Here is a 14,685-nt window from a genome sequence, read left to right as displayed (position 1 = left end):
TGGTTCCGGTCAGTCCTCGAGGAGCTGGTTGGCGCGGGCGGCCGCCGTGGCGAGTGCCTCCTTGGAGCCGCTCTGACCGCTGACGGCGAGGGCGATCTGCTGGTTGATCACCGTCTTGACGGCGTCGTTGGCCTGGACGGGTTCGAGGACGCGGGCGGAGGCCAGCGAGCGGAAGGCGATGACCTTGGCGTCGCCGGCGTTGCTGCCGTCGCTCCGGCTGAAGAACGGGTCGGAGCCGGAGGCCGTGGTGGAGGGGAAGATGCTGGTCTCGTGGGCGAAGGCGGCCTGGTTCTCGGCGTTGGTCACCCACCGGGCGAGGGCGAGGGCGGCGGCCGGGTTCTTGGTGTTCCTGGGGATGGACAGGCCCTGGACGTACAGCGGCGGGGTGCCCATGGCGGCCGAGGGGACCACCTTGGGGGCGAGGGTCGGGTTGTCGACGGCCAGGCTGGTGATGTAGTTGGCGCCGGCGGTGGTCCAGGCGGCGGTGCCGGAGCTGAAGAGCTTGGTGTTGCCCGCGTAGGTCTCGGTGAGGACGTCCTTGGGCAGCAGGCCCTCCTTGAAGGCCGCGCGGTAGGTGTCGAGGACGGCGGCTGCCTCGGGGGTGTCGAAGGTGAAGGTCTTCCCGTCCGGGGACATGACCGGCACGCCGGCGTTGGCCAGGTCCATGAGGTTGGGCTTGCGGCTCATCAGGTACGTCTTGCCGCCGGACCTGGCCTTGACGGTGCGGGCGGCGGCCACGAGCTGGTCGAGCGAGGCCGGGGGCTTCTCGGGGTCGAGGCCGTAGGTGGTGAACAGTTCGCGGTTCCAGTAGTTGACGTCGGTGTTGAGGTACCAGGGATAGCCGTACGTGCCCTGGTGACCGGGGAAGCGGTACGCGTCGAGGGCGCCCTTGACGTAGTCGCCGGACGCGGCGGGATCGGACGCGGCGATGTCGAGCAGCAGGTTCTGCCTGACGAGCGGCAGGGCGAAGTCCGGGGGCAGGTTGACGACGTCGGGGAGGGTGCCGCCGGCGGACTGGCTGAGGACCTTCTCGGAGTAGCCCTCGCCCGGCTGGTCGAGCCACTCGACCTCGACGCCCGGGTACTTCTTCTCGAAGCCGGAGATCACGCCCTCCATGTAGGCGGTGAACTTCGGCTTGAGGGCCCAGGTCTGGAGCGAGACCTTGCCCTTGACCTCGCCGCCGGTGGCGGCCGGGCCGGGCGCGCCGGAGTCCTCGGTGCCGCCGAGGCCGCAGCCGGCGAGGGTCACGGCCGCCACGGCGGCGGCGGTCCACCGGGCCCACAGGCTTCTACGAGTGTGTCGCACGAGGGTGTCTCCTTGCTCGGACGTCGCGGGGAAGTGCGCGGACCTTGCTTGACTAAACCGCTCTAGCGATGCGGGACTATGCTCCCGGCTAAACTCCGGTGTCAAGAGAGCGTGCGGAAACGCGCAGGACGAGGGAGCGCCCGATGGCCAGACCGACCATCGCCGACATCGCGAGGGAGGCGGGCGTCTCCAAGGGCGCCGTCTCCTTCGCGCTCAACGGCCGACCGGGCGTCAGCGAGGCGACCCGGGAACGGATCCTGCGGGTGGCCGAGCGCATGAACTGGCGCCCGCACAGCGCCGCTCGGGCCCTGGGCGGGGCACGGGCCGGCGCCGTGGGCCTGGTGCTCGCCCGGCCCGCCCGCACGATCGGGCTCGAACCCTTCTTCGGCCAGCTGCTCTCCGGCCTCCAGGCCGCGCTCTCCACCCGCGGCACGGCCCTGCAGCTGCTCGTCGTCGAGGACACGACGGCCGAGATCGAGATCTACCGGCGGTGGACCTCCGAGCACCGGGTGGACGGCTTCGTCCTGGTCGACCTCCAGGTGCGCGACCCGCGCGTCCCCGTCCTGGAGGAGCTCGGCGTGCCGACGGTGGTCCTCGGGGGGCCCGGCCGGCACGGCCGGCTGCCCGCCGTCTGGGCCGACGACCGGGAGGCGATGACCTCGATCGTGGAGTACCTGGCGGCCCTCGGGCACCGCCGGATCGCCCATCTCGCCGGGCTGCCCTCCTTCCAGCACACCCGGCGCCGGATCCGGGCGGTGCGGGACGCGGCGCGCCGGCTCGGCCTCGACGAGGCCGTCTCCGTGCCGACGGACTTCAGCGACGCGGAGGGCGCCGCCGCCACCCGCGCCCTCCTGGCCCGTCCGGGGCGGCAGCGGCCGACGGCGCTCGTGTACGACAGCGACGTGATGGCCGTGGCGGGCCTCGGGGTCGCCGCCGAGATGGGGGTGGCGGTCCCCGGCGAGGTCTCGGTGGTGTCGTTCGACGACTCGGCGCTCGCCCGGATCGTGCACCCCTCGCTCACCGCGCTCTCGCGCGACACCTTCGCCCTGGGCGAGCAGGTGGCGACGGCCCTGCTCGCCGTGATCGACGACCCGGCGTCGGCGCGGGACGTCAGGAACCCGACCCCGCGCCTGACGGTCCGTGAGAGCACGGCGGGCCCGGCCGCGGGCCGGGCGGCCGGGCCGACGCCCTCTTGACCCTGTTCGCTAAATCCCTTTAGCCTCCGCACCGGACGAACTCCGCACCATCGCGCCACCGGCACCACCAGCCCCTTCCCCCTCAGCTGGACCGGAGCTCCGATGAGACGACCCCTGCACCTCCTGCTGGCCGCGGCCCTGTCCGCGGCCGCGCTCGGCCTTGCCGCCACGCCGAGCGCATCGGCGTCCGACAACGTTGTCGCCGACGCCGCGGGCAACCAGCCGTACGCCTCGTACTGGTACCCGAACACGATCCTGGACTGGGACCCCGCCACCGACCCCGACGCCCGGTTCAACCGCTCCCGCGTGCCGCTCGCGCCGCGCGTCTCCGATCCCGCGCTGAAGGCGAACGCGAACGCCCGCGCGGGCGAGGGCGGGATCGTGTCCCTGGTGTCCTTCGCACCGACCTCCAACAACCCCTCGCAGGGCTCGCTCGATCCGCGCTACTACGCCTTCGGGCACTGGCAGTACGTCGACAAGCTGGTCTTCTGGGGCGGTTCGGCCGGCGAGGGGCTGATCCTCGCGCCGAACCCCACGGTGATCGACGCCGCCCACCGCAACGGCGTGAAGGTGTACGGCACGGTGTTCTTCCCGCCCACCGCGTACGGGGGCCAGATCCAGTGGGTGCGCGACTTCGTCCAGAAGTCCGGCACGCGCTACCCGGTCGCCGACAAGCTGGCGCAGGCCGCGCGGTACTACGGCTTCGACGGCTGGTTCGTCAACCAGGAGACGGCCGGCGGCGACACCGCCCTCGCCACCGAGATGCGCGACACCCTGCGCTACGCCCGCTCGCTCGGCCCCGTCGAGTTCATGTGGTACGACGCGATGACCGAGTCCGGCTCGGTCAGCTGGCAGGACGCGCTCACCACCGCCAACGACGCCTTCCTGCAGGAGGGTTCGCAGCGGACCAGCGACTCGATGTTCCTCGACTTCGGCTGGGGCTCCGCCGCCCTGGACTCCTCGCGGAGCCTCGCCCGCTCCCTCGGCCGGAGCGAGTACGAGCTCTTCGCCGGGGTGGACACCGAGGCCAACGGCTACGACACGAGCGTCCCGTGGAGCGCCGTCTTCCCGGCCGGCAAGCCGCACACCACCTCGCTCGGCCTGTACCGACCCGAGTGGACCCACAACTCCTCGACGGGCCGGGCCGATTCGTACGCGCGGGAGGCGCGCTACTGGGACGGCGCCAACGGCGATCCCTCGGACACCACGACCACGTCCTCCTGGAAGGGCCTCGCCACCTACGTCGCGGAGTCGTCCCCGATCACCGCCAAACCCTTCGTGACCTCCTTCGACGCCGGGCAGGGCGACTTCTACCACTCCGGCGGGGTGCGGGTGTCCACCGGCGGCTGGAACAACCTCTCCCTCCAGGACGTGCCGCCGACCTACCGCTGGCTGGTGGAGTCCACCGGCACGAAGCTGAAGCCCGCGCTCGACTTCACCGACGCCTACGAGGGCGGCTCCGCGCTGCGGCTCTCCGGCGTCCTGGACGCGGTGAACACCGTACGGCTCTACCAGACGCGGCTCCCGGTGGCGGCCGACACCAAGCTGTCCGTGGTCGTGAAGACCCCGGCCGCCGGACCGACCCGGCTGAAGGCCGCGGTGTCGTTCACCGACTCCCCCACCACGTTCACCACCTTCGACCTCGGTTCCACCACGACGGCGGGCTGGGAGAACCGGACGCTCGACCTGTCCGCGTACGCCGGGCGCACCGTGGCGCAGATCGGCCTCCGGACCACCGGCACGGCCGCCTCGTACGACATCAAGGTGGGCCGGCTCGCGCTCTACGACGGGGCGGTGGACGCCCCGTCCGCGCCCTCGGCGCCCACCGTGCTCGGCACGACGGACACCGGCGCCACGACCAAGACTCTGCGGATGGCGTGGACGGCGTCGGCCGCCGGGGACGTGCGCCACTACGAGGTGTACCGCCGCAATCCCGACGGCAGCCGCACGTTCCTCGGCGCCACGCCCAACGACAGCTACTTCGTGCCGCGGCTCGACCGGGTCGGCACCGAGACGAGCACCACGCTGGACGTGGAGGCGGTCTCCACGGAGTACGGGCGTTCGCCCGCCGCGAGCACCACGGTGACGTGGTCGGCCTCCGCCGACGCCGATCTGGCCCTGAACCGGCCGGCGACGGCCTCGGGGCAGTGCAACACGACCGAGACCGCGGCCAAGGCCGTGAACGGCAGCGTGTCCGGCGGCAACGGCGACAAGTGGTGCACGCTGACGAGCACCCAGTGGCTGGAGGTGGATTTGGGCGCGTCCCGCGCGCTCCACCGCTTCGTGGTGAAGCACGCGGCGGCGGGCGGCGAGAGCGCGAGCTGGAACACCCGGGACTTCACCGTCCAGGTCCGGGACAGCGCGACCGCCCCCTGGACCACGGCCGTGACGGTCACCGGCAACACGGCGGCGACCACGACCCACCCGGTCTCGGTCACCGCCCGCTACGTGCGCCTGTCGATCACCAGGCCCACGCAGACGACGGATCCGGCCGCCCGCATCTACGAGTTCGAGGCCTGGGGCTCGTAGCCGGGCGGCCCCCGGGCGACGGGCGGGCGACGTCCGGCGGTCGCGGGGCGACGTCCGGCGGTCGTGGGCCGGGCGGGCGACGTACGGCGGTCCCGGGCCTGTTCCCGGGGCCGCCGGCCGTGGTCGGATGGTGCGCATGACTGTCCTGAGCCGTACTTACACGGACGAGTGCCGGAACGGGAACGCGGGCTTACGGGACGCGGTGGCGAGCGCCGCGTTCCCGCCGGCCTTCGACGAGGCGTGGCGGCGCCATCTGCTGCCGCGGCCCTGGTTCGTCCAGGAGGCGGAGACGGCGGCGTTCGCCCGGGACCTGGAGGGCCTGTTCGAACTGCTCGTCTCTCTCCCGGACCGCCTCTTCGGCGCCGACGTCGAGCGGTACGCGAAGGAGCTCGGCCTCGACCCGCGGCACGCCGCCCTGCTGCGGCGGTGCGCCGACGGGCGTCCGGCGAAGCTGGGCCGGGCCGACGCCTACCACGACGGCACCGGCTACCGGCTCCTGGAGTTCAACCTCGGCAGCGAGGTCGGGGGCATGGACATGGCCGTGTGCAACGCGGCTCTGCTGGAGGTCGGCGAGTTCGCCGCCTTCGCCGCCGCGCACGGCCTCGGCCATGTCGACACGGCCGCGCTGCTGGCGGAGGACCTGCGCGAGCGGGCGAGGACCGCGCTGTCGAGCGGTACCGCGGAGCCGGTGGTCGGGCTCGTCGAGGGGAACGGCGGCATCGGCCCGTACGGCACGCTGATGCGGGCCTTCCAGGAGGCGATGTCCGCGCAGGGGCTCGACCTGCGCATCGGCGAGGTCGGCGACCTCCGTACCCGGTCCGACGGCAAGCTGACCCTCGACGGCGTCCCGCTCGACCTGGTCCTGCGCAATTTCGGGGCGCGCCAGCTGCTCGACGACCCGGCCGGGCCGGAGGTCGCGGAGCACCTGTTCCGCGCGCACGAAGCCGGCCGTACCGTGCTGTACACGTCGCTGGAGAGCGGTCTGTACGCGCACAAGAACGCGCTCGCCCTGCTGTCCGACCCGCGCTGGGCCGGGGCCTTCGACGACGCCGAACGGGCTCTGGTGGACCGGGTCCTGCCGTGGAGCCGGACGCTGAGCCGCACGGCGCCGCCCGGGTTGCTCGACGTGTGCCGGGAGCGCCGGGAGCGCCTGATCCTCAAGCCCGGCGCCGGACACGGCGGCCTGGACACCTTCGTCGGCTGGGAGTGCGACGACGCCGAGTGGCGGGAGGCGCTGACCGTCGCCGCGGAGCACGGGTACCTGGCGCAGGAGCGGGTGGTGCCGCGACCCGAGCCGGTGCTCGACCCGGCGACGGGCCTGGTCGACGACCGGGTCGCGGCCGTCGGCGTGTTCCTCACCTCGCAGGGGTACGCGGGCGCGCACGCCCGGGTGAACGGGGCGGACGGCGGGGCGATCGTCGGGATGAGCGGCAATCCCGACACCCGCATGGCCTGCGTGTTCTCCCACCCCTGAGCGACGGCGGTCGGGAGGATGGACGGGGGGTTTTCCGGTTCGTCCGCTGGTCGCCGCAGGGAGCAGGTATGGCAAGGGTCGAGGTCGACGGCGTCGGGCTGTTCTGCGAGGCCGGCGGGGACGGGGACCCGCTGGTCCTGGTGCACGGTTCGTGGGGCGACCACCACGACTGGGACCAGGTCGTCCACGGGCTCGCGCTGCGCCATCGGGTGCTGGTCTACGACCGGCGCGGGCACAGCGAGAGCGACCGCCAGGAGGGACAGGGCTCGCGGCGCGAGGACGAGGAGGACCTGGCCGCACTGCTCGAGACGCTCGGTTTCGCCCCCGCGTACGTGGTGGGCAACTCCTTCGGCGCCTCGATCACGCTCGGGCTCGCCGCGCGTCGGCCGGACCTGTTCCGGGGGATCGCCGTGCACGAGCCGCCGCTGATCGACCTGGTGGCCGGGGTCCCCGCCCTGCGCGAGCAGGTCGCGGCCACCGAGGAGCGGCTCGCGCGGGTCGTCGGCCTGCTGCGGGAGGGTGACGCCCTGGCGGGGGCGCGGACGTTCGTGGAGGAGGTGGCCTTCGGGCCCGGCGCGTGGGAGGCGTTTCCGCAGGAGCTGCGGGACACGTTCGTCACCAACGCGCCCACGTTCCTCGACGAGCAGGGCGATCCGGCCTGGGCCACGCTCGACCTGGCCGCCCTGCGCGACTGCGACGTGCCGGCCCTGCTGACCCGGGGGACGGAGAGTCCCGCGTGGTTCGCCGCGGTCGCCGACCGGGTCGCCGGCGCGCTGCCCGGGGTCCGTACCCACGTCTTCGAGGGCGCGGGCCACATCCCGCACGCCACGCATCCCGCGGAGTTCACGGCCACGGTGACGTCGTTCTTCGCGGATCCCGCCGGGTTCTAGGTCCTGTCGTCAGGGCGCCGGCGCGATCCGCCGGACGCGCCCTGGGAGGCGTCCCCGTCCTCGGGTTCGGCGACCCTCCGCAGCAGTCCGTGCAGGACGGTCCGCTCCTCTGCCGAGAGGGGTGCGAGGAGGCCGTCGGTGACGCGGCGGCTGGTGCGGTCGGTGTCCTTGAGGAAGCCGCGGCCGGCGTCGGTGAGGACGACGATCCGGCTGCGCCGGTCGCCGGGCGCGGGCCGGCGTTCCACCAGGCCGAGGCGTTCGAGGTCGTCGACGAGGCCGACGATGGCGCTGGGGTCGTACCCGAGCCGGGAGCTCAGCTCACGCTGGAGCGCGCCCTCGACGGTGGCCAGGTAGCGCAGCAGCGCGTAGTGGCGCAGCCGTAGCCCGGACTCCTGGAGGGCGGTGTTGAAGAGCTGCCCGGAGCGCAGTCCCAGCCGGTAGAGCAGATAGCCGGTGTCGGCGTGCAGTGCGCGCATCCATGGTTCGTCCCTGTCGTCCATGGCGCCATCATGCCGCAGCATCAGTGAAGGAAACAACTATTGACGTCAACAATGATTGGTCCTAGCTTCCATTCAGCGGATCGTCGTCGATCGAGCTCACGCTCTCCCGACCGCTTCTCCTCCCGCCTTCCGAAGGGACCCTCATGCCGCACCCGTCCACCGTCGACCTCACCGGCAAGGTCGCCGTCGTCACCGGCTCCGGCCGGGGACTCGGCCTCGCCTACGCCTCCGCACTCGCCGCCGCGGGCGCCTCCGTCGTCGTCAACGACCTCGACGAGGAGGTCGCCCGGCAGGCCGTCGACACGATCGTGGCGGCCGGCGGCCGGGCCGTCGCCGAGGTCGTCGCGGTCGGCACCGCCGAGGCCGCCGACCGGCTCGTCGCCCGCGCCGTGGACGCCTTCGGCCGGCTCGACGTCCTCGTCACCAACGCCGGCATCCTGCGCGACCGCGTGCTCTGGAAGATGACCGACGACGACTTCGACGCCGTCGTCACCACCCACCTCAAGGGCACCTTCACCTGTGCCCGGGCCGCCGCCGTCCGGATGCGCGAGCAGGGCGAGGGCGGCCGGCTGATCCTGGTCGGCTCCCCGGCGGGCCAGCGCGGCAACTTCGGCCAGACCAACTACGCGGCCGCCAAGGCCGGTGTCGCCGCCATGGCCCGCACCTGGTCGATGGAGCTGGCCAAGGCCGACATCACCGTCAACGCCGTCGTCCCGGTGGCCGCCACCGCGATGACGGAGACGATCCCCGCCTTCGCCCCGTACGTCGAGGCGATGAAGCGCGGCGAGCCGCTCCCCGCCTTCCTGCGCCAGGGCGAGGGCTTCGGCACGCCCGAGGACTGCGCGGCGCTCGTGCCCTTCCTCGCCTCGGACGCCGCCCGCGGTATCACCGGCCAGTGCGTGGGGATCGGCGGGGACCGGCTCGCCCTGTGGTCGCACCCGCAGGAGGTGGCCACCGCGTACGCCGACGGCGGCTGGACCCCGGACGCGATCGCCGCCGCCTGGCACACCTCGGTGGGCCGCGAGCCGCAGACCGTCGGCATCCCGGCCCCGCGGCTCCCGGAGGCCCGATGAACACGATCGACGTGGGCCGGCTCGACGCGATCGACGTCCACACCCACTGCGAGGTCTCGGCCCGCGGCCACGCCTCGCTCTCCGAGGACCTGCACGCCGCCTCCGGCGCGTACTTCAAGGTCGAGGGCGAACGGAAGCCCACGCTGGAGGAGATGGCCGCCTACTACCGGCAGCGGCGGATGGCCGCGGTGGTCTTCACCGTGGACGCCGAACACGCCACCGGCACCGAGCCGATCCCCAACGAGGAGATCGCCGAGACCGCCGCCGCCCACCCCGACGTGCTCATCCCCTTCGCCTCGATCGACCCGTTCCGGGGCCGGGCGGGGGTACGGCGGGCCCGCCGGCTCGTCGAGGAGTACGGGGTCCGGGGCTTCAAGTTCCACCCCAGCATCCAGGGCTTCTTCCCCGACGACCGGATCGCGTACGGGCTGTACGAGGTGATGGAGGAGACCGGGACCATCGCCCTCTTCCACACCGGCCAGACCGGTATCGGCGCGGGCGTGCCCGGCGGGGGCGGCATCCGCCTCAAGTACTCCAACCCGCTGCACGTCGACGACGTCGCCGCCGACTTCCCCCATCTCAAGATCATCCTGGCGCATCCGTCCTTCCCCTGGCAGGACGAGGCGCTGGCGGTGGCCACCCACAAGCCGGGCGTCCACATCGACCTGTCCGGCTGGTCGCCGAAGTACTTCCCGCCGCAGCTCGTGCAGTACGCCAACACCCTGCTCAAGGACAAGGTGCTGTTCGGCTCCGATTATCCGGTGCTCAGCCCGGACCGCTGGCTGGCCGACTTCGCCAAGCTGCCGATCAAGGACGAGGTCCGGCCCAAGATCCTCAAGGAGAACGCCGCCCGGCTGCTCGGTCTGACCGACGCCCCCGCCTGAAAGGGCCCGTCATGCGCAACGAGGGACTGGGGTCGTGGCCCGCACGCCGGGCCCGCAAGACCCCGCACCGTACCGCCCTGATCCACGGCTCGAACACCGTCACCTACGGCGAGCTGCACGAGCGCACCACGCGGCTGGCCCACGCCCTGCGCGCGGCCGGCGTCCGGCGCGGTGACCGCGTCGCCTACCTCGGCCCGAACCATCCGGCCTTCCTGGAGGCCCTGTTCGCCGCCGGCATGCTCGGCGCGGTGTTCGTGCCGCTCAACACCCGGCTGGCCGCCCCGGAGATCGCGTACCAGCTGGAGGACTCGGGCAGCGGCGTGCTGCTCCACTCCCCCGGATTCGGCGCCGTGGTCGCCGAGTCGGGCGGGGCGCGGACCGTCGTCGAGGTGGGCGGCACGGCGTACGAGGAGCTGCTGGCCGGCGGCTCCACGGCACCGATCGACGAGACGGTCTCGGCCGACGACGTCGGCCTCATCATGTACACCTCGGGGACGACGGGCCGCCCCAAGGGCGCGATGCTGACCCACGGGAACATCGTCTGGAACGCGCTGAACGTGCTCGTCGACCTCGACCTGGTCGCCGACGAGACCGCGCTGGTGTCCGCACCGCTGTTCCACACCGGCGGGCTCAACATGCTGACCCTGCCCGTGCTCCTCAAGGGCGGCGCGTGCGTGCTGGTCGAGTCCTTCGACCCGGGCGGCACGCTCGACCTGATCGAACGGCACCGCGTGACGTTCATGTTCGGGGTGCCGACCATGTACGACCTGATGGCCCGCCATCCGCGCTGGGCAGCGGCCGACCTGTCGAGCCTGCGCCTGCTCAACTGCGGCGGCGCGCCCGTGCCGACCACGCTCATCACCACCTACCAGGATCGCGGCCTCACCTTCTGCCAGGGGTACGGGATGACGGAGGCCTCCCCCGGGGCGCTGTTCCTCGACGCGGAGCACGCCCTGGCGAAGGCCGGTTCCGCCGGGGTGCCGCACTTCTTCACCGACGTCCGGGTCGTGCGCCCGGACCTGACGCCGGCGGCGGTCGGCGAGCCCGGCGAGGTGCTGGTCAGCGGCCCGAACGTGATGGCCGGCTACTGGGGCCTGCCGGAGGAGACGGCGGCGGCCCTCGTGGAGGGCTGGTACCGCAGCGGGGACGCCGCCCGGGTCGACGCCGACGGCCACGTCACGATCGTGGACCGCCTCAAGGACATGATCATCTCGGGCGGCGAGAACATCTACCCGGCCGAGGTGGAGGACGCCCTGCTCGCCCACCCCGACGTCGCCGAGTGCGCGGTGATCGGCGTGCCCCACGAGAAGTGGGGCGAGACCGCCCGGGCGGTCGTCGTCCTCCGCGAGGGCAGCGCGCCGGACCCGGCCGGGATCCTCGCCTCCCTGGGCGGGCGCCTCGCGAAGTACAAGATCCCGAAGTCCGTCGTGCTGGTCGACGCACTGCCCCGCACAGCCTCCGGGAAGCTCCTCAAGCACCAGCTCCGCAGCCGCTACGGCGCCTCCGACCGACCTCGTACCAACCCTCAGGAAGGAACCACCATGGGCATCACCGTCGACGGCATCGACGCGCTGAAGAAGCTGGCCGGCAGCGAGCTGGGCACCAGCGAGTGGATCGACGTCACCCAGGAGCGCGTCGACGGCTTCGCCGACGCGACCGGCGACCACCAGTGGATCCACGTGGACGTGGAACGCGCGAAGGAGGGCCCGTTCGGCGCCCCCATCGCCCACGGCTACCTGACCCTCGCCCTCTTCATCCCCCTCTTCACCGAACTCCTCGACGTCCGGGGCGTCACCACCAAGGTCAACTACGGCCTGGACAAGGTGCGTTTCCCCGCCCCGGTGAAGGTGGGCTCCCGGCTGCGCCTCAGGGCCCGGCTCGCCTCGGTCGAGGACGTCCCCGGCGGCGTGCAGATCGCCGTCGACGGCACGATCGAGATCGAGGGCGCCCCCAAGCCGGCCTGCGTGCTGCGCAGTCTGTCGCGCTTCTACGCGTAGGGGGACCGGAACGGCCGGGCTCAGGTCATGTTGAAGTACGGCAGGGGCCCGGCCGGCTGGCCGGCGGTGACGCGGCGGACGACCGCGACGGCCAGGATCGCGGTCACCACGGAGAGGGACTGGTCCACCGGATTGCGGTAGTCGGTCTGGTGCAGGACGCCGAGGTGGACGGCGACCGAGAGCGGGCCGTCGCAGAGCCAGGCGAACCACCAGGCGTTGATCAGCCAGACGTCACGCGCCGGACCGCCGGCCCGGCGGATGTCGAGGGTGATGCGCCGGGGCAGCCACCACATCGCGAGCGGGATGATCCAGGCGCCGAGGGCGAAGCCCGGGGCGTACTTGTGGGTGCCCGGGGCCAGCACCTCGGCGTTGCAGCGGACCCGGAAGAACCAGAACAGGAACGTTCCCCAGCAGGCCAGTTGAAGCCCGCCGGGCAGCGGCGTCAGCTCGGTGAGCCAGGGGGAGTCCGCGCCCCCGCTCAGCATGATGTAGACGTCGGCGAGCGCCGAGGTGGCGATCAACGACTGGACGACGAGCGCGGGCCCGGCGGGATTGCGGAACCGGTAGCGGGGCCCGCGTACGGCCGCCGGCCCCACGGGCACGTTGTACTGGTCCACGGATGTCCCCCCGGAATGCGCGGTGCCGCCGCCGTGGTGGCCCACGGCGGCGGTGATCATCGGCATGGTAGGTCCAGGGGCGGGCAGTGACCAGCCCCCGCTGTGGTGGGGCGGGGCCCGTCGGGGCCCCGCCGGTCGGTCTCGGTGTGTTCAGCGCAGTTCGGCCGCCCCCGTCGGGGTGTCGTCCAGGAAACCGCCCGACTGGTGCTGCCACAGCTTGGCGTACGGGCCTTCCGCGGCCAGCAGTTGCCGGTGGCTGCCCTGTTCGATGACCCGGCCGCGGTCGAGGACGACCAGCCGGTCCATGCCGGCGACCGTGCTCAGGCGGTGCGCCACCACGAGGGCCGTCCGGCCCTCCATGAGCCGCCAGAGCGCGTCCTGCACGAGAAGCTCGCTCTCCGAGTCGAGGGCGCTGGTCGCCTCGTCGAGCAGCAGGATCGGCGCGTCGCGGAGGATCGCCCGGGCGAGGGCGACCCGCTGGCGCTGGCCGCCGGACAGCTTCACGCCGCGCTCGCCGACCATGGTGTCGAAGCCCTCCGGCAGCGCGTCGGCGAACTCCGTCACGTGCGCCGCCTCGGCGGCCCGGCGGATCTCCGCGTCGGTGGCGTCCGGCCGGGCGAAGGCGATGTTGTCCCGCAGGGTGCGGTGGAACATCGCCGGTTCCTGCGGCACGTACGCGATCAGGCTGCGCAGGTCGGCCTGGGACATCCGGCTGATGTCCTGGCCGCCGATCAGGATCCGGCCGGCGTCGACGTCGGTCATGCGCAGCAGCAGACGGGTGAGCGTGGTCTTGCCGCCGCCGGACCGGCCGACGAGGCCGATCTTGGTGCCGCTGGGCACGTCCAGGTCGAGCTCCTCGAAGAGCGGCTTCGCTCCCCCGTGGGAGAAGGTCACCCGCTCGAACCGCACGTCGGCGGCCCGGGACCGCAGCGGCTCCGGGGTCTCCGGGTCCACCACCGTCGGCGGGGTGAGGAGCAGTTCGGTGAACTGTGCGGCCTCCGTCATCGAGCTCTCCAGACGGCGGTAGATCTGGTTGAACTCGAACATGATCCGGGTCGCGTTGGAGTAGTACGTGAAGGCGACGATGACCGCCTCCACGCCGTGCTCGCCGGCGCCGAGGGCGAGGGCCACGGTCAGACCGAGCACGTTGGTGAGGACGGACATGGGCGCGACCAGCGTGTCGATGCGCAGGTTGCCGTAGTCCCACGAACGCAGCGTCAGTCGCCTCGACTCGGCGACGCGGGAACGGTGTTCGGCCGCCTCGCGCTCCTCGGCGGCGAACGCGCGGACGGTGTCCATGTTCATGAGGCTGTCGGCGACGTGGCCCGACACCCGGGCGATCGCCTCCTCGCGCTCGCCGACGAGGACCTGGCGGCGCCGGATGAGCGGTGTCACGCACACCGCCGTGACGAGGATCATCACGAGGAGGCCGACCACGAGCAGCGGCTCGTACAGCCAGAGGACCACCGACGCGAAGGTGAGGGGCACGAAGCTGCCCATGACGTTGAAGGTGAGCGTGTCGACGAACTCCTCGAAGCGGGAGGCGAAGCTGAGCACCCGTTTGGTCAGCGACCCCGCGAAGTTGTCGTGGAAGAACGCGGCGTCCTTGGCGAAGAGTTCGTCCATGCCGATGACGTAGAGGTGCTCGATGCCGAGGGCGTCGAGGCGGTTCAGACAGTGCAGTCCGACGCGCCAGAGCGCCTCGGAGAGCAGCAGGACGACGGCGAAGCCGAGGACGTACGGCAGCATGGCGCCGAGCCCGGTCCCGGTGCCGTTCGCGTCGTCGCCGGCGATGTGGCCGACGAGCTTCGCGACGATCAGTGGCGCGATGTAGGCGATGCCGATGTTGCCCAGCGCCGGGAGCAGCATCGCGGGAACGGTCACCCGGCGAAGCCGGGCCAACTCCCGTCCGTAGTGGCGAAGTGCGAGAAGTACCGGGCCGCGGCCCGGCGAACCTTTGTGTGATTCAGGCGAATCCATTCCAACCCTGCTTTGTCGGACCCCCAGGGACAGAACTCGCAGTGTCCCGTGACGCTCCCCACGCCGTCCAAGCGTTTTTCGGGCGGGCCCGGGGCGCGCGAGGCCCGCCGCCTGCGGGCGTCCGCGCCGGGCGCGCGCTGAGGGTCGGTGCCGGGACGGCCCGGCCGCGGGTCCGGAAGATCCGGAAGGAATCCGGACGCAGTCGCCCAGGAACGACGGCGCCGCTCTTGTCGAGGCGGG

Annotated in this window: 11 protein-coding genes and 1 pseudogene; 8 read left to right on the top strand and 4 right to left on the bottom strand. The window is 72.5% G+C overall.

Annotated elements, in window-relative coordinates; translation table 11 throughout:
• Window positions 1–9: 9 nt before the first annotated feature.
• Window positions 10–1,305 carry an ABC transporter substrate-binding protein gene (locus tag ACIGXE_RS15575; RefSeq protein WP_399747447.1) on the bottom strand — a complete coding sequence of 432 codons (1,296 nt, stop codon included), beginning with the start codon at window positions 1,303–1,305 and terminating at the stop codon, window positions 10–12.
• Window positions 1,306–1,448: 143 nt separating this feature from the next.
• On the opposite strand from ACIGXE_RS15575, the gene ACIGXE_RS15570 reads away from it, so the two are divergent.
• The 4 genes from ACIGXE_RS15570 to ACIGXE_RS15555 all read left to right on the top strand — a co-directional run bounded on the left by ACIGXE_RS15570 (window position 1,449) and on the right by ACIGXE_RS15555 (window position 7,394).
• Window positions 1,449–2,501 (top strand): LacI family DNA-binding transcriptional regulator, encoded by a 1,053-nt coding sequence (locus tag ACIGXE_RS15570; protein WP_399747446.1) that lies wholly within the window; start codon window positions 1,449–1,451, stop codon window positions 2,499–2,501.
• A gap of 102 nt (window positions 2,502–2,603) precedes the next feature.
• Window positions 2,604–5,030 carry a discoidin domain-containing protein gene (locus tag ACIGXE_RS15565; protein WP_399747444.1) on the top strand — a complete coding sequence of 809 codons (2,427 nt, stop codon included), beginning with the start codon at window positions 2,604–2,606 and terminating at the stop codon, window positions 5,028–5,030.
• 136 nt (window positions 5,031–5,166) lie between these two features.
• Window positions 5,167–6,504, top strand: a complete 1,338-nt coding sequence (locus ACIGXE_RS15560) for a hypothetical protein (RefSeq protein WP_399747442.1) — start codon at window positions 5,167–5,169, stop codon at window positions 6,502–6,504.
• A 68-nt stretch (window positions 6,505–6,572) separates the two neighbouring features.
• A complete protein-coding gene (locus ACIGXE_RS15555) occupies window positions 6,573–7,394 on the top strand; it encodes an alpha/beta fold hydrolase (RefSeq protein ID WP_399747441.1) in 822 nt (273 codons plus the stop codon).
• On the opposite strand, the gene ACIGXE_RS15550 is transcribed toward ACIGXE_RS15555, so the two are convergent.
• Entirely contained in the window at window positions 7,391–7,894 is a 504-nt protein-coding gene (locus tag ACIGXE_RS15550; protein ID WP_399747439.1) for a MarR family winged helix-turn-helix transcriptional regulator, read from the bottom strand. The genes ACIGXE_RS15555 and ACIGXE_RS15550 overlap by 4 nt on opposite strands.
• 143 nt (window positions 7,895–8,037) lie before the next feature.
• On the opposite strand from ACIGXE_RS15550, the gene ACIGXE_RS15545 reads away from it, so the two are divergent.
• The 4 genes and pseudogenes from ACIGXE_RS15545 to ACIGXE_RS15530 all read left to right on the top strand — a co-directional run bounded on the left by ACIGXE_RS15545 (window position 8,038) and on the right by ACIGXE_RS15530 (window position 11,848).
• The gene (locus ACIGXE_RS15545; RefSeq protein WP_399747438.1) at window positions 8,038–8,967 is read left to right on the top strand and encodes an SDR family oxidoreductase; all 930 of its coding nucleotides are present in this window, start codon (window positions 8,038–8,040) and stop codon (window positions 8,965–8,967) included.
• A complete protein-coding gene (locus tag ACIGXE_RS15540) occupies window positions 8,964–9,851 on the top strand; it encodes an amidohydrolase family protein (protein WP_399747436.1) in 888 nt (295 codons plus the stop codon). The genes ACIGXE_RS15545 and ACIGXE_RS15540 overlap by 4 nt, the downstream gene beginning before the upstream one ends.
• Before the next feature lie 11 nt (window positions 9,852–9,862).
• Window positions 9,863–11,356, top strand: a pseudogene (locus ACIGXE_RS15535) (long-chain fatty acid--CoA ligase); the annotation flags it as partial.
• Window positions 11,357–11,392: 36 nt separating this feature from the next.
• Window positions 11,393–11,848 (top strand): MaoC family dehydratase, encoded by a 456-nt coding sequence (locus ACIGXE_RS15530; RefSeq protein WP_399747843.1) that lies wholly within the window; start codon window positions 11,393–11,395, stop codon window positions 11,846–11,848.
• Window positions 11,849–11,868: 20 nt separating this feature from the next.
• Here the strand turns inward: ACIGXE_RS15530 and ACIGXE_RS15525 are convergent, their stop codons facing one another.
• Window positions 11,869–12,531, bottom strand: coding sequence for a DUF4328 domain-containing protein (locus ACIGXE_RS15525; protein WP_399747435.1), 663 nt, complete (start codon window positions 12,529–12,531; stop codon window positions 11,869–11,871).
• A gap of 84 nt (window positions 12,532–12,615) precedes the next feature.
• Entirely contained in the window at window positions 12,616–14,445 is a 1,830-nt protein-coding gene (locus ACIGXE_RS15520; protein WP_399747433.1) for an ABC transporter ATP-binding protein, read from the bottom strand.
• Window positions 14,446–14,685 lie beyond the last annotated feature (240 nt).

The sequence above is a fragment of the Streptomyces sp. NPDC053431 genome, assembly GCF_044544925.1.
In the GTDB taxonomy this organism is placed as follows: Bacteria; Actinomycetota; Actinomycetes; order Streptomycetales; family Streptomycetaceae; genus Streptomyces.
The sequence above is the reverse complement of the archived record's forward strand: the minus strand, read 5'-3'. Positions and strand labels throughout refer to the sequence as shown.